Raw genomic sequence first — 24,883 nt, 5'->3', positions numbered from 1 at the left:
GGACTCCTCGCTTCGTGTGCGTCAGTTCGCGGCCGAGCCGGACGTGTCGTGCAGCTTCTTGTACCAGTCGCGCAGCTCGTCCCCGCCCTGGCTCTTCCACTCGGAGACGGCCTGCTGCATGTCCCCGACCTTCTTACGGCCGCGGACGATGTCGTCCTCCAGCTGTTCGAAGTTGTCCGCGAGGTTGGTCCAGCGGTTGGGCTCGGTGATGGTCAGCCCGTAGAAGGAGGTCTTCCTGGTGAAGGCGCCCATCCGCTGCTGCCACTCCACCTGCGCCCTGGCGATGTCGGCACGGTCCGGGTGGGCGATGTACGGGGCCGGGTCACCGGTGTAGTCGAAGGCGCCGACGACATCGGTGTTGCCCTGATCGTTCTTGACCGGCAGCCCGTCCTTCACCGTGTAGTGGGTGCCCTCGACGCCGTAGTCGGTGAGCATCCGCTCCTTGGTGCCGTACGGCGCGGCGGTGAAGTTGGAGACGGCCAGCACGTCCCTGATCAGCTCCTGGGACGAGCCCTTCTTCACGAAGGCCCAGATGCTCGCGGGCTGCACGGCGTAGAGCCGCGGATCCCCGCCGTCGTGGCCGAAGATGTCCAGCGCGCCCATCTCGAACTCGGCCCTGGTCTTGCCGGTCTGCTCCACGGACTTGGCGTACCAGTGCGACAGGTCCTGGTTGTAGATCAGCACCTGGCCCGAGGTGAACCGGATGCTCCCGTCACCCTGTACGGCCTTGGCGTCCGGGTGGACGACATTGGCCGCGTACAGCTTCCTCGTCCACTCCAGGGCTTCGAGGTACTCGGGCGTCTCGATCCGGTTCACGAGCTTGCCGTCGACCAGGTCCCACCACAGCGCCTTGTCGCTGCCCGACAGCACGCCGAACACGTTGAAGGCGGTCCACTTCATGTCGTCGCAGGCCCACACCTTCGACCTGGCGCTCGTGATGTCCTTGGCGAGGGCGAGGAACTCGTCCGCCGTCGTGGGGAGTTCGTAGCCCTCCTTGTCGAAGATGTCCTTGCGGTAGAAGGGCGCGATGTTCACGACGTACGAAGCCGGCATCGGGATGCCGCGCAGCGCGCCGCCGAAGATCGAACGCTGCCACGCGTCGGTCGGGACGGCCGCGAGGTGGGGGAAGTCCTTGACCTTGTCACCCGAGAGATACGGGCCGAGATCCTCGAACTTGGCGTTGACGGCGCCGGGGATCTTCCCGGTCAGGTTCCAGCCGGGCAGGATCACCATGTCGGGGATGTCGCTGGAGGCGAGCACCGCGCCGAGCTTCTCGTCGTAGGTGTTGCCGTCCTGGTTCTGCCAGACCGTCTTGACCCCGATCGCCTCGTTCATCGCCTTGTAGTAGGCGTTCGAACCGGCCGGAGGCGTGCCCCAGAACGGGGACATGATCCTGATGGTGCTCCCTTTGCCGAGCTTCTCCGGGAGGGAGGCCGTCAGCTCGGCCGTGGGGATGACCTGGGTGAACCCCGCCGAAGACCCGTTCTTCGACGGGATGTCCGGCGGGACGGCACTCTGCGCCACGAAGGCCGGAAGGATCTTCTGCGCGTCCTTCCCGGAGGTGGTGCCCTCCTTCTTCCCGCTCTGCCCGCCGCCACAGGCGCTGAGCAGCGGTGCCCCGCCGGCCACCGCGGCGGCGGCGACCGCCGTGGAGGCGAGGAAGCTTCTCCGGCTGGGGGCGGAGGAGGACTTCGGCGTCATTGCGTCAACCCTTCGTGGTGCGCCGGAACACCCGGCGGAGGGTCGCCGGTCGGCTGCGAGGTCCTACGTGGAACGGGCGTGAGCGGTGTGTCCGGCCGATCCGAAGCGGTGGGGCGCGAGCGGGCCGTCCCGCGGGCCGGCCAGGAACTGTCGAAACTGTCGAAGCGCTTCGATGTTGCTGCGAGGTTAAATCAACGTCCCGAGGGGCACAAGAGCCGATCCCAAGATTCCTTGACGACGCGTCATGTCTTATCAACAGGGCCAGGAACAGAGCGTGTTGCCGATCCCCGGAGATCCCGGACCGTCGCCGGAGCACGCCTTGACACGCGGCGACGGGACTCGGAGCATCGAAGCGCTTCGAAAGTCCGTCAACCCGAGAGCCAGCCTCGAACACCGCCAAGGGGAAACGCCCGTGACGCCAGACCAGCCGCCCTTCCGTGACCCGTGGTCGCCCCGCGCCGCACGCGTCGACGACCTCCTCGGCCGGCTCACCCCCGACGAGAAGACCGCCCTGCTGCACCAGTACGCGCCGGCGGTGGAGCGCCTGGGCGTCGCGGCCTTCCGCACCGGACAGGAGGCGCTGCACGGGGTGGCCTGGATGGGACCGGCGACCGTCTTCCCCCAGGCCGTCGGCCTCGGCGCCACCTGGAACGAGGACCTCGTGCGCCGGATCGGCGAGGCCGTCTCCACCGAGGTACGGGCCATGCGCACCCGCGACGACCGGGTCGGTCTCAACGTCTGGGCCCCCACGGTCAACCTGCTGCGCCACCCCTGGTGGGGCAGGAACGAGGAGGGGTACGCCGAGGACCCGGAACTGACCTCCGCGATCGCCGTCGCCTACACCCGGGGCCTGCGCGGTGACCACCCGGACTTCTGGCGTACGGCACCCGTGCTCAAGCACTGGCTCGCGCACAACAACGAGAGCGCCCGCGACACCACGTCCTCCTCCGTCCGGCCACGCGTCCTGCACGAGTACGACCTGCGGGCCTTCCGCGCGGCCGTCGAGGCGGGCGCCGTGGCCGGCGTCATGCCCGCGTACAACCTGGTCAACGGACGCCCCAACCACGTCTCGCCGTATCTGCGCGAGCACCTGCGCACCTGGACCGACCGGGACCTGCTCGTCTGCTCCGACGCGGGCGCGCCCAGCAACCTCGTCGACTCCGAGGCGTACCACGCCACCCACGAGGAGGCCACCGCCGCCTCGCTGCGCGCCGGCGTCGACAGCTTCACCGACCACGGCACCGACCCCTCCCTGACGGTCGCCAGGATCCGGGGCGCCCTGGAGCGGGGGCTGATCGACGAGGACGACATCGACACGGCGGTACGGCGCCAGTTGTCCGTCCGCTTCGCGCTCGGCGAGTTCGACCCGGGCCTCGACCCGTACGCGGACATCTCGCACGAGGACGGCTGGGACACCCCCGGGCACCGGGCGCTCGCCCAGGAGGCCGCCGAACAGGCCGTCGTCCTGCTCAAGAACGACGGCCTGCTGCCCCTCGCGCCGGGCCGGCGGATCGCGGTGGCCGGGCTCCTCGCCGACGCGTGCAAACTCGACTGGTACAGCGGCACCCTCATCCACCGCTCCACCCCGCTGGACGGGATCCGCGAGCGCTTCGGCGCCGACCACGTCACCTTCGCCGAGGGCGCGGACCGGGTACGGCTGCGCGCCACCGGGTCCGGCGGATGGGTGACGGTACCGGGCCCCGGCACACCGGAGGACGGACGGACCGCGGCGCGCGGCGCGGAGGGCGCCCTCGACCCGGCGCTGCTCGCGGGCCGCACCGATCTGCCCCCGCTGACCGCAGGGGCGAGCGAGGCCGACGCGGCCGAACTCGCCCTGATCGACTGGGGCGGCGGGATCCTCACCCTGCGCGCCCCCGACGGCCGCTATCTCTCGGTCGCCGAGGACGGGTACGTACGGGCCGCCGCGGACCAGCCGGGCGGCTGGGTCGTCCAGGAGACCTTCCGGCTCGAAGAACATCGGGGCGGACACCTCCTCCTGCACCTGGGAACCGGCCGACATGTCTCTGTCGCCGCCGACGGCCTGAAGGTTGCCGACCGGGGCGAGCGTTTCGAGGTCGTGATCACCGAACGCGGGGAGGAGGCGGTGGCCCGCGCCGCGGCCGACGCGGACGTGGTCGTCGTCGTGGCGGGCAACGACCCGCACATCAACGGCCGCGAGACCGAGGACCGCGACACCCTCGCCCTGCCCGATCAGCAGGACCGGCTGTGGCGCGCCGCCCACGCCGCCAATCCGCGCACCGTCCTCGCGCTGACCTCGGCCTACCCCTACGCCGTTGCCGACGCGCACGCTGCACTCCCGGCGCTGCTGTGGACGGCCCACGGCGGACAGGCGGCGGGCACGGCGCTCGCCCGGATCCTGGCCGGCGACGTCTCCCCGGCCGGCCGGCTGCCGCAGACCTGGTACGCGGCCGACACCGATCTGCCCGGTCTGCTCGACTACGACATCATCGGCGGACGGCAGACCTATCTCTACTTCGACGGCGCGCCGCTCTACGCCTTCGGGCACGGCCTGTCGTACACGTCCTTCGACCACGACGACCTGGTGGTGGACCCGCCCGGCGCGCACGGCACCACCGTCCGGGCCCGGGTCACGGTCACCAACACCGGCCCCCACGCCTCCGACGAGGTCGTGCAGCTCTACGTACGGGAGGCCGCGCCCCGCCAGGACCGCCCGCACCGGCGGCTCGTCGGCCACGCCCGCGTCCGGCTCGACGCCGGGGCCTCCCGTACGGTCGAGCTGACCGTGGAGACGGCCGCCCTCGGCCACTACGACGTGGCGCACGGGGCGTGGACCGTGCCGGCGGGAACGTATGTCTTCGAGGCCGCCGCCTCCAGCGCGGACATCCGCTGCTCGGTCCCGGTCGCCGTCGAGGGCTCGACCCCGCGCCCCCGCTCCGTGGTGAAGGACGGCCTGTCCGCCGCGGACTACGACGAGCAGACCGGCACCGCGATCGTCGACCGGACGAAGAGCTCCGGCGACGCGGTGACCCCCCTGCACGGCTCCGGTGAACTGCTCTTCAACGGCTGCGACTTCGGGGAGGGGGTGGCCACCGTCTCCGTGGAGGTGGCGGGCGAGGGCTCGGTGGAGATCTCGCTCGCCGGCGCCGGCGCCGGGGCGGTCGCGTTCGTCGACGTCCCGCCGACCGGGGGAGGCCCGTACGCGTACACGACGCTCCACGCGGACGCCCCGCTCACCGGCGTGGCCGACCTGCGCGTCACCCTGGGCGGGTCGGTGCGCCTGGCCCGGATCGGCTTCGCCGGCTGAACCGGTCCGGGCGCGGCACGCGGAGGTCCGTACAACCGTCCGAGTGAAGTAAGGTATGGCTAACCTAACTCGATGGGAGGCTTCATGGCCAAGGTGAAGGCCCCCGCGCGCCGCTCCATGGTGCGCGCGGAGGTGGCGCGCACGGCCCGGACCTGTGAGAGCTTCGTGACGCTCACCCTCGCGGGCCCCGAGCTGGCGGACTTCGAGGCGCGGGGCTTCGACCAGTGCTGCCGGCTCTTCTTCCGCCGCGAGGGACAGCGCGAACTCGCCATGCCGACGGCCTCCCACAACGGCTGGCTCGCCCAGTACCTGCTGATGCGGCCCTCCGTGCGGCCCTGGGTCCGCAACTACACCGTGCGCGCCTTCCGCCCCGAAGTCCTCGAACTCGACATCGAGTTCGCCCTGCACGGTGACGCCGGACCCGCCTCCGCGTTCGCCGGCAGGGCGCGCCCCGGCGACCCGGTGGGCCTGTTCGACGAGGGCATCGGCTATCGGCCCGCGCCGGACGCGCGGAGCCAGTTCCTGGTCGCGGACGAGAGTGCCGTCCCCGCCGTGCTCGCCGTCCTGGAGAGCGCCCCCGAGGACCTGGTGGCGCGGGTCCTGCTCGAAGTCCCGCACCCCGGCGACATCCGTGACATCACGGCGCCGCCCGGTGTCGAGGTGCGGTGGCTGCACCGGGACGGCCGCGGCGGGGTGCCCGGACGGCTGGCGCTGCACACGGCGATGTCCACCCCGCTGCCCGAAGGGCCGCTCTACACCTGGGTCGCGGGCGAGAGCGGGCTCGCCACCGGACTGCGCCGCTACCTCGTCAAGGAGCGCGGGATACCCAAGTCCCATGTGTCGTTCCTGGGTTACTGGAAGCACGGCAGGGGCGGCGTCGGCTGAAACGGCGCGACGCCCGCCGCCTGATCGGCGACGGGCGTCCTGTGCGCCGGCCCGGGAAGGCCGGATCCTCGGCGGTGGCCGGGTCCGCTACGGGACCAGGCGCAGCAGCTTGTTGGGCGAGCCGGTGCCCGGGCCGGTCACCACCCCCGAGGTGGCGCCGTTCACGAGCGCCGTGGCGACCTGCGCAGGGGTGGCGCTCGGGTGCCCGGCGAGGTACACCGCCGCCGCCCCGGCGACATGCGGGGTGGCCATCGAGGTGCCCGAGATCGAACTGGTCGCCGTGTCCGAGGAGTTCCAGGCGCTGGTGATGGAGCTGCCCGGGGCGAAGAGGTCCACCCGCGCGCCGTAGTTGGAGTAACTGGCCCGCGCGTCGGTGCTGGTCGTCGCCCCGACCGTGATCGCCTCGGGGACCCGGGCCGGCGAGTAGTTCTGCGCGTTGGCGTTGCTGTTGCCGGCGGCGACCGCGTACGTCACCCCGCTCGCGATCGAGTTCTGCACCGCCGTGTCCAGCGCGGCGTCGGCGCCGCCCCCGAGCGAGACGTTCGCGACGGACGGGCCGCTGTGGTTCCTGGTGACCCAGTCGATCCCGGCGACGACCTGGGCCGTCGTCCCCGAACCCGCGTTGTTGAGCACCCGTACGGCCACCACCTTGGCCTTCTTGGCCACACCGTACGAGGCGCCCGCGGCGTTGGCGGCGACATGCGTGCCGTGGCCGTTTCCGTCCTGCGCCGTGCTGTCGTTGTCGACGGCGTCGTAACCGTACGACGCCCGTCCGCCGAAGTCCTGGTGGGTGATGCGGACCCCGGTGTCGATGACGTAGACGGTCGTGCCCTCGCCCGCCGTGTCGGGGTAGGTGTACGAGCCGTTCAGCGGCAGCGACGCCTGGTCGATGCGGTCGAGGCCCCAGGACGGCGGGTTGGTCTGGGTGGCGAGGGCGCGCACGGTGCGGTCCTGGAAGACCTGGTCGACCGCCGGGTCGGCCGCGAGTCTGCGGGCCTGGCCGGCCGACAGGGTGGCGGCGTAGCCGTTGAGCGCGGCGGTGTAGGTCCGCTTGACGGTGCCGCCGTACTCGGCGACCACATCGCGGCCCGAGGCCGAGGCGGCCTTGAGCCCGGAACTCTCCTTGAGCGTGACGATGTAGCTGCCGCTCACGGCGTCCTGGCTCCCGGCCCCGACAACGGCGCCGGGCGCGGGCGCCGCCTGGGCGGGCAGGGCGGCGGCGCCGAGGGCGGCGGTGGCCGCGACCGCGGTGACCGCCGCGGCGATCCGGTGCTTGGTGGTACGTATCACTGCCATGTGAGGGATCCTCCTCGTCGTGGTGCGGTGGGGGTACGTACCGAGACGATCGCGGAGAGCGGTGGCCGGGATCAAGGAGAACTGACGGGATGTCATAGTCATGACATGACCAGGAAATGAAGTGGAATTGAGGATGCGTACGCTTGCGGACGTATGGGTCGAACGCCGCCCGCGAGGCCCCGGCCCCGGGCGGTGTGTGGGCAGCCCGGGGCCGGGGTGTTCAGCGGGGTCCGGTCACGGGGCGGTGACCAGGTGGTGCGGGGGCACGGTCACCTTGCGGGCGCCCGGCTTGCCGCTCAGGACCACCTTGCGCAGCGCGACGTTGTTGGAGAGGTCCGTCTCGTGCAGCCGGTTCTCGGGGTTGGCGAGCACCTCGATGTAGTAGGTGCCGTTCGGCAGGTCCGTGATCTCGAAGGACTGGCCGGGACGGTACTGGGTGTACGTGTCACCGGAGCCGACGTCCAGCACCTCGCGCACCGAGATCGAGTTCTGCTCACCGCACGCGGTGGACAGATCGGTGTTGTTCGGCGCCCAGTTGGCGTTCTTCACCGTGTAGTCGATGGCGTCGGTGTTGGCCAGGCAGAACGCCTCCTTGCCGCTGCGCACGACCTCCTTCTGATCGGCGCCGAGCAGCCGGTAGCTGGCGAAGTCGGTGAAGTGCCAGTGCTCGTGGCCCACCCGGGCGTCCCACTCCATGGTCCCGGAGGGGGAGTACCCGACCTGCTTGCCGTCGGCGTCGTAGAAGTACTGGTACGCGTCCATCAGGTCCTTGCCGGGCGAACGGAAGCCGTCCACCACCAGCGGCGCCGGACCCGCGTTCCACACGTTGGCGCTGAACGCCAGGTAGTCCTTGCCCGCTATGTCGCCGTCCTCGCCGTCCGTGATGGCGATGTCCCAGGCGGGCAGGGCCCGCAGGTCGGGCTTGGGTACGTCGGGGACGCTCGCCCGGCCGGTCGGGCGCTGGGCCGCGGCCTTCAGCGCGGGCTTGATCCGCGAGCCGTCGGTCCTCCCGGCGCCGTCGCCCGGCTGCGCGGACCTGCTGACGGCCTTGCCGCCGTTCGTGAGGACGTGCGGCAGCTCGGGCGGGGTGGGGGCGTCGGCGCCGCGGCCGTCATGGTGGCCTCCGTGCGCCGTGGCGGGCGCCGCCGAGCCGGTCCCCATGGAGTGGCCGCTCATGGCGTGACCGGGCATGGAGTGACCGGGCATGGCGTGACCGGAGTGACCCGACGCCGCGCGCTCCCGCGCCGACGGGGCGGACCTGGCGTCCGCGCCGAAGCCCACGCCCCCGCCGTCGTCCTTGATCTCCCGTACGGTCACCTTGACCGTCTGCGGCTTGTCCGCCATGCCGAACAGATCGCGGTACCGCTTCGCCACGGCGACCTTGGCGGTGTACTCGCCGGCCGGCAGATCGACCGGCTCCCCGTCGTACCGCCGGCTGGTGTTGGTCGCCCAGCCGTTCTCGACGCCCCACACCGAACCGAGGGTGAAGGGGTTCGTCGGGCAGCTCTCCGGATACTTCGAGGTCGCCGGGGCGTCGGGCCGTATCCGCCCCGACGCGTTGTTCGGACAGAAGCTCTCGTCGGTCGTGAGCACCTGCTTGCCGGCGGCGTCGGTGTAGGTGACCTGGAGGAAGCCCTGAAGGCCGGAGAAGTCCGTCACCATCCCCTGCGGGAGGTTCTTGACGCGTTTCGTGGAGCCCTTGTGGATGATCTGCTGGGCGACCACGGGCGTCTTGAAGTCGTCCGCGCGCGTCACCCGGAACTCCAGGGGCCCGCCCTCGACGGTGACATAGGTGCCGAGGTCCACGTACACCCCCGGCTCGCCCTCCCACCGGTCGAGTGTCACCGACTTCGAGGCCGCGATCAGGCTGAGCTGCGGGGCCGTAGGCTCGGCGGCGGTGGCCGCTCCGGCGACGGGCGCGGCTCCGGCCACGCCCGCGACCACGGAGAGCGCGGCGGCGCCGGCGATCGCCGAACGCCGTGCGCGGCTGTAAGGATGTCTGGTCATTGATTCCTCGTCTGGTCTGCCACAGGGGCGGGGAAGGGGAAAGGAGGCTCGCGATTCGTACCGGTACATCCCGATGCGCCCGGACCGAAGCTGTGAGCAACCTGTGAGATCCGAAGACGTCCTCTCCGGTTGCCCGTGGCCCCTGAAGTGACCGATCCTTGGCCGGATCTATGCGGTGTCCGGCGGATCCGGCCAATTCAGGGCGGGAACGCTTCCCCGCTTCCGGCGGGCGTGGTAAACGGACGGCCGCGTTCAGGCCCGGGACATGACAAAGGCGCCCCGGTGCGGGGCGCGGTCCGGTGGGACCGGGTCGTCAGACCAGGTCGGCGTACTGGTTCCAGCCGCCGGAGCCGATCTTCACGCGCTCCTTGAAGGGCGTCGCGGCGATGCCCGTACCCGCGTAGAAGTACAGCTCGCCCGCCGAGTTGGACGCCAGCAGGTCCGCGCGGCCGTCACCGTTCAGGTCGCCGGGGGCCGTGAGCTTGTTGTACTGGCTCCAGCCCGCGCCGCCCACCTGCGTCTTCGGGCCGAACGGCGCGCTCGCGTCGCCCGTGCCCGCGTACAGGAACAGGCCCTCGGAGCTGCGCGCGACCAGGTCGGCGCGGCCGTCACCGGTCAGATCGCCGGCCCCGACGATCGTGTTGAACTGCATCCAGCCGCTGCCGCCCACCTGCACCCGGGCCTTCACCGAAAGGCCGTTGCCGCTGCCCGCGTTGAAGTACAGCGCGGTGGAGCTGCGGGAGAGCAGGTCGCTCTTGCCGTCGCCGTCGAGGTCCCCGGGGCCGATCACCAGGTTGTACGCCTTGGAGCCGCCCGCGATCTGCGGGTTGTCGGCCGCGTAGAGGCCGGTGTTGTACAGGGCCCCGTCGTACGTGCTGTGCTCGATCAGGTCCGAGATGCCGTTGGCGCGCAGCGACACGGAGTGGGTCAGCCGCGAGTCGGCCGGGTCCCAGCCCTCACCGACGAGGTACCGCTCGCTGAGGCGCCCGGTACCGGTGGCGAAGTAGTAGTAGAGGTCGCCGCCCGGGGTACGGGCGAACACCCCGTCCTTGCCGAAGAACGGCGGGTTGCCCGCGCCCGCGAACTGGGTGAGTGTGCCCCAGTTCTCGCCGACCGTCTCCCGGGCGGCGAGGGTGCCGTCGACGTTGCCCTCGTAGTAGTAGAGGGTGCCGTCGTACGAGCGGGCCACCAGGTCCGGGGTGCCGTTGCCGCTGAGGTCGGCGCCGCCGACGATCTGGTTGTACTGGAGCCAGCCGGTGCCGCCGAGCTGGATCCGGTCCTTGAACGGGTAGCCGGTGACACTGCCGTTGCCCGGGTAGAGGTACAGCCCCGTCGCGTTGCGCACGATGACGTCGGCGAAACCGTCCCCGTTGACGTCGTCCACACCGATGAGCTGGTCGAACTGGCTCCACCCGGCGCCGCCGACCTGGATCCCGGCGCCGAAACCGGTACCGGTGCCGGGGAAGAGGAAGAGACCCGCCGAGCTGCGCGCCAGCAGGTCGGGCTTGCCGTCACCGTTCAGGTCGCCGGGGACGAACAGCTTGTCGTACGCCTGCCAGCCGGTGCTGAGCGTGGTGTACGAGGTCATCCCGCCGTCGCTGGTGGCGTTCGCCCCGCTGTGCAGCCGCAGCGCACCGGTGGGGGAGAGGGTCAGCAGGTCGGGCTTGCCGTCCCCGGTGAGGTCGCCGGGCAGCAGCAGGTCCTTGACCTCGGCGTTGTCCTCGGAGATGACTTCGGCGCCGCCGGTGGACCAGTCCACCCATACGGAGCCGTAGTTGGTCCGGTAGACCAGCTCGCCGAGACCGTTGCCGTTGAAGTCGGCGCGATTGACCGCGGCGCGCGCCGCACCGGTCCGGGACGGGGCGGCGCCCTTCGCCTTCGCCTCGTCGGAACCGCGGTCGGGGACGGCGAAGGCGGGCCGCTCGCCGGCGCCCGGCTTCGGCAGGGTGACGGTGGACCGCGGCCCGCCCTCCTCGCCCGCGGCCGAGGCCGGAGCGGCCAGGACACCGCCGGCCAGTACGGTGGCGCAGGTGAGCGCGGCGGGCAGGGTGATCCGCCGGTGCCGGCGGGCCCAGGGTCTCGCGGGAGTCGACATACAGCCTCCAGTCAGAGTGCGGGCGCACCCGGGGAGCGGCGGTGGTGTGTGCCGACGCGACCGTGACGTACCCGCCGGCGCGTGGCGCGGCGGGAGCTGCCCCCGTCAGTGATGACGGCCTCCCCAGGTCGTCCCCAAGGTGTATCCGCCAACGGATCCTGAAAGCAAGTCAATTGTGAAGCGGGGGTGGACGTTTAGTGTATGGATGGGGAGAAACCCCCGGCCGGTGGGGAGCCGGCCGGTACGTCCACGTCAGCGGCGGGCGCCCCGCTCCCGCACGTCGATCGCGGTGAGCGCCAGCGCGAGCGGCCCCGGCGCCAGGAAGGCCAGCGGTGGCATCATCCACGCGCAGAGCACGGCCGCCGCCAGCGCGAGCAGCACCAGTGCGCTGCCGCCCGGGTCCCGGGGCACGTCCCGCGCCGCGCGGAGCACCGCCGTACGCCAGTCCGTCAGCGACTCGACGCGTCCGCACGCGCGAAGCCCCGTCACCGCCGCGAACGCGCCGATCACCCCCGCCACCACGGCGAACACCCGCGCCCCCGGCAGTCCGGCGCCGGCCAGCGCCAGATCCGCCACGAGCAGCAGCGCCCCCGCGAGGGCCAGTACCCCCGCGAAGAGATCGCCGGGACGCAGCCGTCCCCGCAGCACGGTGAGGTACCGTCCCGCGGTGGCCGGCCGGTCCCGCTGGCTCCCGCGCAGCACCTCGCAGGCCGTGGAGAGCGCCGCGCCCACGGTGACCAGCGGCAGAGCGACCACGGCCGTGATCAGCCCGACGCTCAGCACATCGGCGAAGAGCGTCGTGCGCGGCCCGAAGATCTCGCCCGGCTCCCGGGCCGGTGCCGCGCTCATCCCTTGATCCCGGAGTTGGCCATGCCCTCGACCAGAAAACGCTGGAAGGCGAGGAAGAACAGCACGATCGGCAGCAGCGCGATCACCGACATCGCGAACATCGGGCCGAACGCCGACTGGCTGGACGCGTCCACGAACGACCGCAGGGCCAGCGTCAGCGTGAACTTCTCCGGGGAGAAGAGATAGATCAACTGGGTGAAGAAGTCGTTCCACGTCCAGATGAAGGTGAAGATCGCCGTGGTGATCAGCGCGGGCCGGATCAGCGGCAGGATGATCGAGAAGAAGCTGCGGAACGGGCCGCAGCCGTCGATCCTGGCCGCCTCCTCCAGCTCACGCGGCAGCCCGCGCATGAACTGCACGATCAGGAAGACGAAGAACGCCTCGGTGGCGAGGAACTTCGGCAGGATCAGCGGCCAGTAGGTGTTCACCATCCCGAGCTGGTTGAAGAGGATGTACTGCGGAATCAGCACCGCGTGGTGCGGCAGCATGATCGTCGCGATCATGAACGCGAAGAGCGGCCCGCGGAAGCGGAAGCGCAGCCGGGCGAAGGCGTAGGCCGCCAGCGAGCAGCTCAGGACGTTGCCGAGGACCGCGCCGCCCGCGATCAGCAGCGAGTTGGTCAGCAACCGCCACACGGTCACGTCGTTCACGCCCTCCAGGGCGGTCGTGTAGTTCGACCACTCCAGTCGGCCCGGCAGCAGCCGCAGACTGGCCAGCACCTCGTCGGCGGGCTTGAGCGAGGTGGCCAGCAGCCAGGCCAGCGGGTACAGCATCACCAGCAGCGCGGCCAGACACCCGGCGTGCAGGGCGACCCGGCGCCAGGGAACGGCCTTGCGGGGCAGGGCGGTCGGGGCGGAGGTCGCGGGGGGCAGGACGGTCATCGGGCCTCCTCGTTGGCGTAGAAGACCCAGGAGCGTGAGGTACGGAACAGCACGGCGGTGACGGCGCCGATCGCGAGCAGCAGCACCCAGGCCATGGCCGAGGCGTAGCCCATGTGCGAGGCGACGAAGCCGCGGTCGTAGAGGTACAGCGTGTAGAAGAGCGTGGAGTCCGCCGGACCGCCCTTCCCCGCACTGACCGCGAAGGCGGGTGTGAAGACCTGGAACGCCTGGATGGTCTGGAGCACCAGGTTGAAGAAGAGGACCGGTGAGAGCATCGGCAGGGTGATGGAGAGGAACTGCCGTCCCCGGCCCGCCCCGTCCACCGCCGCGGCCTCGTACAGCTCCGACGGGATCTGCTGGAGCCCGGCCAGGAAGATCACCATCGGGGCGCCGAACTGCCACACCGTCAGCAGCGCCACGGCCAGCAGCGCCCAGCCTGGCCGGGTGACCCAGCCGCCCGTGCCGAGGAGCTTGTCCACCGTGCCGCCGTCGTTGAAGACCGCCCGCCAGACCAGGGCGATCGACATGGACGCGCCGAGCAGCGAGGGCGCGTAGAACGCGGACCGGTAGAACCCCCTGCCGCGCCGTACGGACTTCAGCGCGAGCGCGACGGCCAGCGCGAGCGCCAGTTGCAGGGGTACGGCGATGACGACGTACCCCAGGGTCGCGCCGACCGAACGCCAGTAGCGCGGGTCCTCGGTGAACATCTGCGTGTAGTTGCGCAGCCCCACCCAGTTCGGCGCGTTGAACATGTCGTAGTCGGTGAACGACAGATAGAGCGAGACGGCCATCGGCAGCAGTGTCAGCACGCTCGCGCCGAGCACCCAGGGGGAGAGGAAGACCCAGGCGGCGCCCTCGCGCCGGCGCCTGCGCGGCTCGCGCGGCGCGAGGGAGGTCCCGCCGCGCGCCGGGGCCGCGGGTATGTCGGTGGTGGTCATTTACCTCAGCTCCGCCTTCGCCTCGGTGACGTAGTTCTCGGCCGCCTCGCGGGGCGACATCCGCCCGAACGACACCTGGTCGTAGTCGCGGCTGAAGGTGGTCTGCAGGGCGCTGTCACCCGACGGCGGGGCCTGCGGGGGATCGTTGAGAACGCCCTCCACCGTCGCCTGGTAGTCGGCCACCGTCCTGTCGAAGTCCTTCAGCCCGGGGACCACGTCCGCGCGGATCGACTCGTTGACCGGGATGCCCCGGCTGGCGCCGAGGATCTTCGCCGCGTCCTTGTCGTTGATCATGAAGTCGATGAGCTGGGCCGCTTCCTCGGGATGTCCGGTGTTCGCGGCGGCCCCCATGAACATCGACGGCTTGAAGTACTGCCCAGGCGTCCCGTCCTCACCGGACGGCATCGGCGCCAGGGTCACCCCGTTCGTCACGAGCGCCGTGAAACCGCTGGACGGGGCGTCCCAGTTGAAGTCGGAGACGGCCTTGCCGCGCCCGAGCGGGGTGTTCTCCACCGAACCGTCGAGCTGCGTCGTCTGCTCCGCGGGGGAGACGACGCCCTCGCGCCGCAGCCCGTCGGTGAAGGTCCACCACAGCGTCAGGTCGCCGGCCGTGAAACCGAGCCCGCCGCCCTTGGTGTAGAGGGACTTGCCCTGGCCGCGCAGCCACACCTCGAAGCAGTCCTCGCTCTGGCCCGGGTCGACGGAGCCGGGCTTCCCGGTCCTGCGCGTCAGCTCACGCACCGCGTCCGCCCAGTCGTCCCAGGTCCAGCCCGCACGCGGCGGGGCGACCCCGGCCGCCTGCCACTCCTTCGCGTCGTACACGACGGCCTCCGTGCCGCGTGCCTGCACGACCGCGTACTGCGTGCCGTCCACCGCCCCGGTGGCGAGCAGCCCCGGGTCGATCTCGTCCGTGTGCAGCGCCGCCGGCCGCGTGCCGAGGTCCAGCAGGACCCCGCCCGTCGCGTACTGGTCGATCATCCGGTAGTCGAGCTGCATCACATCGGGCGCGTCGCCGCCGGCCGCCTGCGTGGCGAGCTTCTGCTTGTACGCGTCGTAGCCGGCGAACGACGTCTGCACCTCGATCCCGGGGTGCTTGCTCTCGAACAGCGCCACGGCCTCGTCGGTACGGGCCGCCCGGTCGGGGTTGCCCCACCACGTGTAGCGCAGGGTCACCTTCCCGCCGCCGCTCGTCCCCTCGGATCCGCCGCAGGCGGTGAGCAGGGCGCTGAGCGTGAGCGTCATGAGGAGCGCCCAGGACCTCGTTGTCCTGTTTCCGGGCATGCTGAACCCACCTCTCCCTTCCATGTACGTGCTGACGTGCGTGCGGTGACGTGCACGGACCCGCTGCGCTCACGTGCTCCGGTACGGGAGCGTCGTACCGGGCAGGTCGTACTCGTCGCGGCGCCCGCACATGCCGTAACCGCCCTCCCGGCTGGGGCCGCTGTCGAACGCCCCGGAACCCGCCAGGTACTCCGGCGCGCCGGACTCCAGCGCGTCGAGCTGCGCGCCCGTGCGCTCCGCCGTCGCCAGCGCCCCGGCCCGCCACAGCTCCCGCCACGCCGCCACCTTGGGGCGTACGAGCCGGGCGGCGGCCCGCTGGAACTCCCGGTACGGGCCGTTGTCACCCGCCTCCAGCGCCTCCCGCAGGACCAGATAGCCGCTCACGGCGAGATCCCTGCGCCGCCGCGCGGCGGCCTCCGCCTCGGGGCCGGACCTGGCGGGCAGCACCGCCGCCGCGGCGTACCGCTCGGGGTCGGCGAGGTGGTCGGGCGGAAAGGTGAAGACCGCGTCGCCCGCCTCCGGCAGGCCGCTGTTCTGCATCAGGACCGTGACGCGCAGCCCGCCGCCCTGCACCATGCGGTGCACGGTGCCCGGCGTGAACCACGCCACGCGGCCGGCCTCCAGCGGCGTCTCGCGGTAGCCCTCGGGCGTCAGCGTCTGCACCGCCCCCCGGCCGCCCGTCACGACGTACGCCTCCGTGCACACCAGGTGCAGATGGGGACTGCCGCCGCACACCCCGTCGGCCGCCTCCCAGTCGTAGGCGCTCAGGTGCGACAGTCCGACGGCGCCCGGCAGCGGGTGCGGCAGGCTCACCACGACAGGCCCTTCAGGTGTGTGCCGACCCGCTCGCGGTCCCAGGCGCCGTCGGCGACGACCACCCGGTAGCGGTACGCGAAGGACTCGCCGGGCGGGAGCGCGAACTCCTCGAAGAACGCCCAGGAGAACGCCACGGTCGGGATCGGCTCGGAGCGTACGAACCAGTGCGAGGCGTGGATCGCGCCGTTGTCCTCGTCGTTCTCCGGCGCGTGCGCGAAGACCAGCGTGGAGTGCCCGTCCACGTCGTCGTGCTCACCGGTGAAGGCCAGCCAGGGACCCCGCGCCCCCATCAGGCTCTCCGGCTCGGGCGCGTCCCCGTCGAGCGGGCCGAGGACGGCGCCGCCGGTGAAGTCGCGGGGGCCGCGCCACTGGAGCCCGGTGTACCCGGCCATCTCGCGGCCCGCCGTGGTCGGCGAGCCGAACAGCAGCGGCTCGTCGCGTACGTTGGTCAGCCGGATCGTCCAGTCCAGCGCCCAGGCCCCGGCGTCCTCGTCCACCGAGTGGACGGTGATGCCGCGCTCCTCACGGGCCCACTCGTCCCCGCCGTTCTCCACCCAGGTCAGCTCCTCGGCGAGCCGGAACCGGCCGTCCTCCACGGCGAACTCGGGGAAACCGTCGTGGCGCATCGAACCGACGCGCTCACGGATCGGCAGATACCCCTCGCCGTGGACGTAGGAGTTCCCGCCCCAGAAGTTCTGCCCGGACAGATGACTGGCCGTCATCTGCAGCCCCTTGTGCCACCGGTGGTCGTTGGGGCGGTAGCCGGTGACCTGGCGCCCCGCGAGGGTGCGCAAGGGGTGGATGTACGGTTTGCGCGCCTCGAAGGGGTCCGGATCGGGCCGGTAGACGTACGACAGCAGCTCGACGCCGCCGTGGCGGACCGAGATCCGCTCGCCGTGGGTGTGGGTGACCTGAATCGTCATCGCTGGGGGCTCCAGTCGGGGTGGTCGCCGTGCATGGCCGTGTAGTAGGGGTCGGTGGGGGTGATCGTGCCCGCGCGCACAGGCTGCCCGCTGAACGCCGCCTTGTAGAGCGCCGCGGCGAATTCGACGGTGCGCCGTGCGTCGGCCCCGCTGCCCGGCGGCCGCACCCCGGAGCCCATGGCGTCGAGTACGGCGCCGAGCTGCGCCGCGTGCGAGCTGGGCACATCGGTGGCCGGGGCGCGCCAGGCGTCGGAGCGCTCCGCCCCGACGTGCGGGGCCGGGGTGTAGACCCAGTCCGCGTTCGAATGGCCGTAAAGGTGCGTCAGCTCGACCGTGGCGTCGGCGCAGTCGATACGGATCCGGCTCACCTCGTCCGGCGACAGCACGCTGTTGACGACGGTGGCGAGGGCGCCGTTCCCGAACCGCACCAGCGCCGTCGACACGTCCTCGCTCTCCGTGTCGTGGACCAGCCGGGAGGCCATGGCGCGTATCTCGGTCCAGTCGCCCAGCAGGTGCAGCAGCAGGTCGTACTGGTGGATGCCGTGCCCCATCGTGGGTCCGCCGCCCTCGCTGGACCACCGGCCGCGCCACGGCACCGCGTAGTACGCGCTGTCGCGGTGCCAGGTGGTCTGGCAGTGCGCGACCAGCGGGGCGCCCAGCTCGCCGCCCGCGATCAGCTCCCGGGCGTGCGCCGCCCCGGAGCCGTACCGGTGCTGGAAGACCACCGAGGCGTACGCGCCGGACGCGGCCTCGGCCGCGGCGATCGCGTCGTACTCCGCCAGCGTCAGGGTCAGCGGCTTCTCGCACAGCACCCAGGCGCCGGCCTCCAGCGCGGCCACCGTCTGCGCGCGGTGCAGGGAGGGCGGGGTACCGATGAGGACCAGGTCGGGGCGGACCGCGTCGAGCATCGCGTCGAGCGAGCCGAACCCCTCGACCGTCATGCCGTCGCCGGCCGCCGTGGCGCGGAACGCGTCGAGCCGTTCCTGGTCCACGTCGACCGCGGCGACCAGCTCGACCCGGTCGGCGTGGGCCCGCAGAGCGGAGAGGTGGCTTCCGGTGACGATCGCGCCCGTGCCGACGACAGCTGCGCGCGGACGGGCGGACTGCTGGGACATGCGTGCTCCTCGGAGGGAAACCGATCTTGATTGACGCCGGTGGTGAGGGGTGCCAACCTCAGGGCGTGCAGGTGACGATTCGAGAGGTTGCGAAGGTGGCCGGGGTCTCCCCGTCCACGGTGTCCCGGGCTCTGGCACCGGACGGAACGGTGAGCGAGGCGACCCGCGAGCGGGTACGCGCGGCGGCGGAGCGGCTCGGCTATCAGCCGAACCCTTCGGCACGCGGCCTGATCACCGGGCGTACGGGGCACCTCGGGCTGATCGTGCCTGATCTGCTGAACCCGTTCTTCGCGGACATCTGCAAGGGGGTGCAGGCACGGGCCCGCGGACTCGGCCACGCCGTGTTCGTCAGCGACGCGGAGCGCGACGAGGGCCTGGAGCTGGACGCGATCCGCACCCTGGCCCCGGAGGTGGACGGCATCGTGCTGTGCTCCCCGCACCTCAGCGGCGAGGAACTGGCGTCGCTGCCCGGCCTGATCGCCAAGCCGATCGTGCTGCTGCACCGCAAGGAGCCGGGCTTCGCGAGCGTCACGGCCGATCTCGTGGAGGGCATGGGCGACGCGCTCACCCACCTGCACGCGCTCGGCCACCGCAGGATCGCCTATGTCGGCGGACCGCGCTCCACCTGGGCGGCGCGGGAGCGCGCCGCCGGGATCGAGATGATGGCCGAGACCGGGAAGGTCGAGATCGTCCACGTCGGGAGCGTCGCCCCGCACTTCGACGGAGGCATCACCGGCGCGGCCGACGTGGTGCTGGCCAGCGGCGCGAGCGCGGTGGTGGCCTTCAACGACATCGTCGCGTTCGGGCTGATCAGCCGTTTCACCGCGCGCGGCGTCCGGGTGCCGGAGGAGATGAGCGTGGTCGGCTGCGACGACATCGCGCTGTCCGGGATGGCCGCCCCGCCGCTGACCACCGTCTCCGTACCCAAGTCGCACGGCTCGCGGGCGGCCGTCGATCTGCTCTTCCGGATCCTGGGCACCCCGGCGGTCGAAGGGGCCGAACCCCTGCAGCGCGTCCTGCCGACCCATCTCGTCGTCCGGGGCTCGACGGCCGTCGTCGGCCGGGGCTGACCTGCGCACTTCCGAGCCCTCCGGTCGACGGGAGCGAGGCATTGCAAACGTTGCCAGTCGGTTTCCAACTGGCCCGGAAGTTACGCCCGCAAGAACGATCGAGTCAATGAAATTGCCGGAATCGGCCGTGAAAGCACCGCCGCACGGTGCTCTTGTTCGGTGACGTACCGGCATGCAATCGTTGCCGCTGACATCCCGGACACCTGACCCGATCGAGCGGAGATCCCCATGCAGGACCCCACCGTGCGCCGTCGTCGCTGTGCCGTGGTGGGACTCGGCGCCCGGGCGCGGTTGTTCACCCAGGCACTGGTGGGCGCGTACGCCGACCGGATGGAGCTGGTGGGTTTCTGCGACGTCAACGCGCACCGGATGGCCGTCCACAACGAGTGGCTGGCCGCCGCGCGTCCCGGTCTGCCGCCGGTACCCGCCTACGGCGAGGACCGGTTCGGGGAGATGCTGCGCCGCGAGCGGGTGGATCTGGTGGTGGTGTGCGGCGTGGACCGTACGCACGACCGCTACATCACCGAGGCCCTGGAGGCCGGGTGCGACGTGGTGACCGAGAAGCCGATGACGACGGACGCGGACCGGGCCCGCCGGATCCTCGACGCGCAGCGCCGCACGGGGCGCCAGGTGCGGGTGGCGTTCAACTACCGCTACAACCCGGTGCACGCGGCGGTACGGGAGACCCTCGCCTCGGGCGCGATCGGCGAGGTCGGCTCGGTGCACTTCGAGTGGCTGCTGGACCTGCGGCACGGCGCGGACTACTTCCGGCGCTGGCACCGCGAGAAGGCGAACTCCGGCGGCCTGCTGGTGCACAAGGCGACCCACCACTTCGACCTCGTCAACTGGTGGCTGGACAGCACCCCGCGCACGGTCTTCGCGCAGGGCGGGCTGTTCTTCTACGGTGACGCGAACGGTCAACGCCGCGGGCTGGCCCGGGACTACACACGCGCCCACGGCGCGCCGGCCGCCGAGGAGGACCCCTTCGCCGTACGCCTGGCCGACTCGGACGTGCTCAAGGCCCTGTATCTGGACGCGGAGGGCGAGGACGGCTACCACCGCGACCAGAACGTGTTCGGCCCCGGGGTCACCATCGAGGACGACATGGCGGTCCTGGTGCGCTACGCGTCGGGGGCGACGCTGACCTACCACCTGACCGCGTACGCCCCCTGGGAGGGGTACCGGATCGCGTTCAACGGGAGCCGGGGCCGGCTGGAACTGCTGGTCGAGGAGTCCACCTGGACCAGGCCCGCCGCGCGCGCGGCGAGCGGCGGCGCGGTGATGCACGGGGCGGCCGTCGGGGACACCGCGGGCCGTACGGAGCTGCTGCTGCGGCCGTTCTGGGCGGAGCCGCGCGAGGTGGAGGTGGCGACCGGGGAGGGCGGGCACGGAGGCGGCGACGTCCGGATGCTCGCCGACCTCTTCGGTACGCCCGCGGCCGGCGACGACGCGCTGGGGCGGGCGGCGGACGCCGCCGACGGGGCCCGGTCGCTGGTCACCGGACTGGCCGCCAACCAGTCCCTCGCCACCGGGCTGCCGGTCCACACCCACGACCTCCTCGCCGTCTGACCCCAGGTCCTTCTCTCCCCGGATCCCGCTCCAACCGCCCTGGAGCGACACCGGGTTCGATACCCGGCGATGCCCGGACCACACCGGACACCAACAGCGTCCGCACCGGTCCGGGCATCGCCGTGCCCGGACCCACCACCCCGGATTCGTCCGGCTCTGCGCGAACCATTGACGCCTCTGTCGGCTCCTCCTTATCTTGCCGTTCGAAGTTCTGACCATCGTCCGAGATATCGAACGAGGAGCCGCAGACACTCATGCCACGCACACGCTGGAGGCCGGCTCTCACGGCTGTGGCGCTCCTGGTGACGGCCAACGCGCTCCAGGCGCCCGCGAGCGCCGTGCGGAACGCGGCGCGGGACACCGCCGTGAACGCCGCGCAGGACACCACCGACTACACGCTCGACGTGAACACCCGCGGTACGGGACCCAGGATCAGCGACACCATGTACGGCGTCTTCTACGAGGACATCAACCGCGCGGCGGACGGCGGCCTGTACGCCGAGCTCGTCCAGAACCGGTCGTTCGAGTACAGCCGCGCCGACAACGCCTCCTACACGCCGATGACCGCGTGGACCCCCACCGGCACCGGCGCGGTGGCGGCCGTCGACGACGGGAACCGCCTGAACGAGCGCAACCGGACCTATCTGCGGCTGGACCCCGACGGGTCGGCCGAGGGCACCGGCGTCGTCAACTCCGGCTACAGCACCGGTATCGCGGTGGCCCGGGGCAAGCGGTACGACGTCTCCGTGCGGGCGCGCACCGACCAGCGGGCCGGCACGCCCCTGACGCTCGCCCTGCGCGACGCCGACGGCGCCGCGCTCGCGCGCCCGCTGCGGGTCACCGCGCGCGGCGACACCTGGGCCACGTACACCGGCAGCTTCACGGCCACCGCCACGAGCACCGCGGGGCGCCTCGCCGTCACCGCGGGCGGCGCCGGCACCGTACGGCTCGACATGGTCTCGCTCTTCCCCCGGGACACCTACAAGGGCCGCCCCGGCGGGCTGCGCAAGGACCTCGCCGAGAAGATCGCCGCCCTGGAGCCGGGGTTCGTCCGCTTCCCCGGCGGCTGCCTCGTCAACACCGGCAGCCATGAGGGGTACGACGAGGCCTCGGGCTGGCAGCGCAAGCGGTCCTACCAGTGGAAGGACACCATCGGCCCGGTCGAGCAGCGCGCCACCAACGCCAACTTCTGGGGATACAACCAGAGTTACGGCCTCGGCTACTACGAGTACTTCCAGTACGCCGAGGACATCGGCGCGATGGCCCTGCCGGTGGTGCCCGCCCTCGTCACCGGATGCGGCCAGAACCGGGCCACCGACGATCCGGCCCTGCTGCGGCGCCACATCCAGGACACCCTGGACCTGATCGAGTTCGCCAACGGCCCCGCCACCTCGGTCTGGGGCAAGAAGCGGGTGGCCATGGGCCATCCGAAGCCCTTCCGTCTCACGCACATCGAGGTGGGCAACGAGGAGAACCTGCCCGACGCGTTCTTCGAGCGCTTCACCGAGTTCAGGAAGGCGATCGAGGCCCGGTACCCGGACATCACCGTGATCTCCAACTCCGGCCCCGACGACAGCGGTTCCACCTTCGAGCGGGCCTGGCAGCTCAACCGTGACGCCAAGGTGGACATGGTCGACGAGCACTACTACAACAGCCCGCGGTGGTTCCTGGAGAACAACGACCGCTACGACGGCTACGACCGCTCAGGGCCCAAGGTGTTCCTCGGAGAGTACGCCTCCCAGGACAACCGCTTCCGCAACGCGCTCACCGAAGCCGCCTTCATGACCGGCCTCGAACGCAACGCGGACGTCGTCGAACTCGCCTCCTACGCCCCGCTGCTGGCCCACACCGGCGCCACGCAGTGGCGGCCCGACATGATCTGGTTCGACAACACACGGTCCTGGGGCTCGACGAGCTACGAGACGCAGAAGCTGTTCATGACGAACGTGGGCGACCGCGTCGTCCCCAGCACGGCGAGCGCCACCCCGGCCACGGCCGGCCCGATCGAGGGCGCGATCGGCCTCTCCACCTGGGCGACCAGCGCCGCCTACGACGACGTACGCGTCACCGGCGAGGACGGCACCACACTCTTCGACGAGGACTTCTCCGGCGGCGACAGCCGGTGGACGAGGGCGGCGGACGCCGGCACCTGGACCGTCGAGGACGGCCGGTACGTCCAGTCCGACGCGGCGGCCGAGAACACCCTGGTCACCGCGGGCGATCCGGCGTGGCGGAACTACGACCTGAACGTGAAGGCCACCAAGCGCTCCGGCAAGGAAGGCTTCCTGGTGGCCTTCGGAGTCAAGGACACCGGGAACTACTACTGGTGGAACCTCGGTGGCTGGAACAACAGCCGGTCCGCGGTGGAGAAGGCGGTCGGCGGCGCCAAGCAGTCGATGACCGAGAACGGCACGACGATCGAGACCGGCCGCGCCTACGACCTGCGCGTCTCGGTCCGCGGCCGTCAGGTCACCCTCTTCCTCGACGGCAAGGAGTGGGGAAGCTTCACCGACGACAAGGTGGCCGAACCCTTCCGGCAGGTCGTCACGCGCGACGGGAAGGACCTCGTGGTCAAGGTCGTCAACGCCCAGGACGCCGCGGCCCGCACCACGATCGACCTCGGCCGGGGTGCCCGAGTCGCCCCCACCGCGCGGCTGACCACCCTCAGCGGGGACCCGGACGCCGTCAACACCGCCGACGACCGGCCGATCACACCGCGCACCTCGGCCCTCACGGGGGTCGGCGCGCACTTCACCCACACCTTCCCGCCGAACTCGATCACCTTCGTACGGCTCGGACTCCGATGACGCCCACCGGTGTACCGGGCCGCCCGGCACACCACCCCACCACCCCACCACCCCACCACCCCACCACCCCACCACCTCACCCCTCCCCTCCGGCAGGAGCCGCCCGCATGACCACTGAACCGCTGTACACGGAAACGGAAGCGACGACCGACCGCACGGGAACGGGCCCCGCGACCAGACGTACCGTGCTGGCGGGCGCCGCCGCGGCCGGCCTCACCGCCGCCATGGCAGGCCAGGCCCGTGCCTCCGCCGGCGGCAGGACACCGACCCGCGAGCTGTTCGGCAGGCTCGCCGACTCCACCAAGGTGTACCGCTGGACCCTGGAGAACGGCGGCACGCGGCTGGGGGTGCTCAGCTACGGCGGCATCGTCCAGTCGCTGGAGATCCCCGACCGCCGCGGCCGGTACACGAACGTGTCCCTGGGCTTCGACAACCTGGACGACTACCTCAAGGCCACCACCTTCTTCGGCGCCCTGATCGGCCGCTACGGCAACCGGATCGCCGGGGGCCGCTTCACCCTCGACGGCCGGACCTACCAACTCCCCCTGAACGACGGGGTGAACACCCTGCACGGCGGCACGAAGGGCTTCGACAAGAGGGTCTGGGACGTCGAGCCCTTCACGGACGCCACCGGGGTGGGCATCGTGCTGCGGTACGTCAGCGGCGACGGCGAGATGGGCTACCCCGGCACGCTCAAGGTGAAGGTGACGTACACCCTCACCCCGCGCGGCACCTGGCGCGTCGACTACGCGGCCACGACGGACCGGGCCACCGTCGTCAACCTCACCAACCACACCTACTTCAACCTCGCCGGGGAGGGGAGCGGCGATGTGTACGGCCATGAACTGACCCTCGAAGCCTCCCGCTACACCCCCGTCGACACCACCCTGATCCCCACCGGGGAACTGGCGAGGGTGGCGGGAACCCCCTTCGACTTCCGTACGGCCAAGCCCGTGGGCCGTGACATCCGGGTGGGCCACCCGCAACTGCTGCGCGGCCAGGGCTTCGACCACAACTGGGTGCTCGACAAGGGCCTCACCGCCGCACCCCGCCTCGCGGCCACGCTCCGCGACCCGGGATCCGGGCGCACCGTAAGGATCGCGACGACCGAGCCGGGAGTGCAGTTCTACTCGGGCAACTTCGTCGTCGGCACCCTGGTCGGCACCTCCGGCCGGATCTACCGCCAGGGCGACGGCCTGTGCCTGGAGACCCAGCACTTCCCGGACTCCCCGAACCAGCCCTCGTTCCCCTCCACCGTGCTGCGTCCGGGCGCCACCTACCGGTCGACGACGGAGCACTCCTTCCACGCCTGACCCCCGGCGGACCACCTTGAGGCGTCGCCCCCGAGCATGTTCGGGGGCGAC

The 24,883-nt window shown here is 71.5% G+C and carries 17 protein-coding genes; 6 read left to right on the top strand and 11 right to left on the bottom strand.

What is annotated here, in order from left to right:
- Positions 1–21: 21 nt before the first annotated feature.
- A complete protein-coding gene (locus ACFXPL_RS26300) occupies positions 22–1,701 on the bottom strand; it encodes an extracellular solute-binding protein (RefSeq protein ID WP_384924118.1) in 1,680 nt (559 codons plus the stop codon).
- 412 nt (positions 1,702–2,113) lie between these two features.
- Here ACFXPL_RS26300 and ACFXPL_RS26295 point away from each other — a divergent pair, with 412 nt between their 5' ends.
- The gene (locus ACFXPL_RS26295; RefSeq protein ID WP_384924116.1) at positions 2,114–4,987 is read left to right on the top strand and encodes a glycoside hydrolase family 3 C-terminal domain-containing protein; all 2,874 of its coding nucleotides are present in this window, start codon (positions 2,114–2,116) and stop codon (positions 4,985–4,987) included.
- 72 nt (positions 4,988–5,059) lie between these two features.
- On the top strand, positions 5,060–5,872 hold the full coding sequence (locus ACFXPL_RS26290; RefSeq protein WP_384924114.1) for a siderophore-interacting protein: 813 nt from the start codon (positions 5,060–5,062) through the stop codon (positions 5,870–5,872).
- An 87-nt stretch (positions 5,873–5,959) separates the two neighbouring features.
- Here the strand turns inward: ACFXPL_RS26290 and ACFXPL_RS26285 are convergent, their stop codons facing one another.
- The 10 genes from ACFXPL_RS26285 to ACFXPL_RS26240 form a co-directional block, all read right to left on the bottom strand.
- Positions 5,960–7,168, bottom strand: coding sequence for a S8 family peptidase (locus ACFXPL_RS26285; RefSeq protein ID WP_384924112.1), 1,209 nt, complete (start codon positions 7,166–7,168; stop codon positions 5,960–5,962).
- 234 nt (positions 7,169–7,402) lie between these two features.
- Complete coding sequence (locus ACFXPL_RS26280; protein ID WP_384924110.1) at positions 7,403–9,175, bottom strand: lysyl oxidase family protein; 1,773 nt, start codon at positions 9,173–9,175, stop codon at positions 7,403–7,405.
- A 313-nt stretch (positions 9,176–9,488) separates the two neighbouring features.
- The gene (locus ACFXPL_RS26275) at positions 9,489–11,270 is read right to left on the bottom strand and encodes an FG-GAP repeat domain-containing protein (RefSeq protein ID WP_384924108.1); all 1,782 of its coding nucleotides are present in this window, start codon (positions 11,268–11,270) and stop codon (positions 9,489–9,491) included.
- Between the two features lie 252 nt (positions 11,271–11,522).
- A complete protein-coding gene (locus ACFXPL_RS26270; RefSeq protein WP_384924106.1) occupies positions 11,523–12,119 on the bottom strand; it encodes a hypothetical protein in 597 nt (198 codons plus the stop codon).
- Entirely contained in the window at positions 12,116–13,000 is an 885-nt protein-coding gene (locus ACFXPL_RS26265; RefSeq protein ID WP_384924104.1) for a carbohydrate ABC transporter permease, read from the bottom strand. The genes ACFXPL_RS26270 and ACFXPL_RS26265 overlap by 4 nt, the downstream gene beginning before the upstream one ends.
- Entirely contained in the window at positions 12,997–13,938 is a 942-nt protein-coding gene (locus tag ACFXPL_RS26260) for a carbohydrate ABC transporter permease (RefSeq protein WP_384924102.1), read from the bottom strand. Before ACFXPL_RS26260 ends, ACFXPL_RS26265 begins: the two co-directional genes overlap by 4 nt.
- Positions 13,939–15,219 (bottom strand): ABC transporter substrate-binding protein, encoded by a 1,281-nt coding sequence (locus ACFXPL_RS26255; protein WP_384924100.1) that lies wholly within the window; start codon positions 15,217–15,219, stop codon positions 13,939–13,941. It lies immediately after the preceding gene.
- A gap of 69 nt (positions 15,220–15,288) precedes the next feature.
- Entirely contained in the window at positions 15,289–16,035 is a 747-nt protein-coding gene (locus ACFXPL_RS26250; RefSeq protein ID WP_384924098.1) for a cupin, read from the bottom strand.
- Complete coding sequence (locus ACFXPL_RS26245; protein WP_384924096.1) at positions 16,029–16,958, bottom strand: PmoA family protein; 930 nt, start codon at positions 16,956–16,958, stop codon at positions 16,029–16,031. The genes ACFXPL_RS26250 and ACFXPL_RS26245 overlap by 7 nt, the downstream gene beginning before the upstream one ends.
- Positions 16,955–18,073, bottom strand: coding sequence for a Gfo/Idh/MocA family protein (locus ACFXPL_RS26240; protein WP_384924094.1), 1,119 nt, complete (start codon positions 18,071–18,073; stop codon positions 16,955–16,957). The genes ACFXPL_RS26245 and ACFXPL_RS26240 overlap by 4 nt, the downstream gene beginning before the upstream one ends.
- A gap of 71 nt (positions 18,074–18,144) precedes the next feature.
- On the opposite strand from ACFXPL_RS26240, the gene ACFXPL_RS26235 reads away from it, so the two are divergent.
- The 4 genes from ACFXPL_RS26235 to ACFXPL_RS26220 all read left to right on the top strand — a co-directional run bounded on the left by ACFXPL_RS26235 (position 18,145) and on the right by ACFXPL_RS26220 (position 24,832).
- Positions 18,145–19,143: a LacI family DNA-binding transcriptional regulator gene (locus ACFXPL_RS26235; protein ID WP_384924092.1), complete on the top strand. Its 999-nt coding sequence runs from the start codon at positions 18,145–18,147 to the stop codon at positions 19,141–19,143.
- Positions 19,144–19,371: 228 nt separating this feature from the next.
- Positions 19,372–20,712, top strand: a complete 1,341-nt coding sequence (locus tag ACFXPL_RS26230; protein WP_384924090.1) for a Gfo/Idh/MocA family protein — start codon at positions 19,372–19,374, stop codon at positions 20,710–20,712.
- 254 nt (positions 20,713–20,966) lie between these two features.
- Entirely contained in the window at positions 20,967–23,519 is a 2,553-nt protein-coding gene (locus tag ACFXPL_RS26225; RefSeq protein WP_384924088.1) for an alpha-L-arabinofuranosidase C-terminal domain-containing protein, read from the top strand.
- Positions 23,520–23,743: 224 nt separating this feature from the next.
- A complete protein-coding gene (locus ACFXPL_RS26220) occupies positions 23,744–24,832 on the top strand; it encodes an aldose epimerase family protein (protein ID WP_384924174.1) in 1,089 nt (362 codons plus the stop codon).
- Positions 24,833–24,883 lie beyond the last annotated feature (51 nt).

It is taken from the genome of Streptomyces sp. NPDC059092 (genome assembly GCF_042756365.1).
Lineage (GTDB): Bacteria > Actinomycetota > Actinomycetes > Streptomycetales > Streptomycetaceae > Streptomyces.
This window is presented reverse-complemented; position numbering and strand designations above follow the sequence as displayed.

Excerpts from the sequence above, each read along its gene's own strand:
- ACFXPL_RS26265 (WP_384924104.1), bottom strand. The coding sequence starts at position 13,000 with ATGACCGTCCTGCCCCCCGCGACCTCCGCCCCGACCGCCCTGCCCCGC.
- ACFXPL_RS26220 (WP_384924174.1), top strand. The coding sequence starts at position 23,744 with ATGGCAGGCCAGGCCCGTGCCTCCGCCGGCGGCAGGACACCGACCCGC.
- ACFXPL_RS26280 (WP_384924110.1), bottom strand. The coding sequence starts at position 9,175 with ATGACCAGACATCCTTACAGCCGCGCACGGCGTTCGGCGATCGCCGGC.
- ACFXPL_RS26300 (WP_384924118.1), bottom strand. The coding sequence starts at position 1,701 with ATGACGCCGAAGTCCTCCTCCGCCCCCAGCCGGAGAAGCTTCCTCGCC.
- ACFXPL_RS26290 (WP_384924114.1), top strand. The coding sequence starts at position 5,060 with ATGGGAGGCTTCATGGCCAAGGTGAAGGCCCCCGCGCGCCGCTCCATG.
- ACFXPL_RS26225 (WP_384924088.1), top strand. The coding sequence starts at position 20,967 with ATGCCACGCACACGCTGGAGGCCGGCTCTCACGGCTGTGGCGCTCCTG.
- ACFXPL_RS26255 (WP_384924100.1), bottom strand. The coding sequence starts at position 15,219 with ATGCCCGGAAACAGGACAACGAGGTCCTGGGCGCTCCTCATGACGCTC.
- ACFXPL_RS26275 (WP_384924108.1), bottom strand. The coding sequence starts at position 11,270 with ATGTCGACTCCCGCGAGACCCTGGGCCCGCCGGCACCGGCGGATCACC.
- ACFXPL_RS26240 (WP_384924094.1), bottom strand. The coding sequence starts at position 18,073 with ATGTCCCAGCAGTCCGCCCGTCCGCGCGCAGCTGTCGTCGGCACGGGC.
- ACFXPL_RS26260 (WP_384924102.1), bottom strand. The coding sequence starts at position 13,938 with ATGACCACCACCGACATACCCGCGGCCCCGGCGCGCGGCGGGACCTCC.
- ACFXPL_RS26230 (WP_384924090.1), top strand. The coding sequence starts at position 19,372 with ATGCAGGACCCCACCGTGCGCCGTCGTCGCTGTGCCGTGGTGGGACTC.
- ACFXPL_RS26245 (WP_384924096.1), bottom strand. The coding sequence starts at position 16,958 with ATGACGATTCAGGTCACCCACACCCACGGCGAGCGGATCTCGGTCCGC.
- ACFXPL_RS26285 (WP_384924112.1), bottom strand. The coding sequence starts at position 7,168 with ATGGCAGTGATACGTACCACCAAGCACCGGATCGCCGCGGCGGTCACC.
- ACFXPL_RS26270 (WP_384924106.1), bottom strand. The coding sequence starts at position 12,119 with ATGAGCGCGGCACCGGCCCGGGAGCCGGGCGAGATCTTCGGGCCGCGC.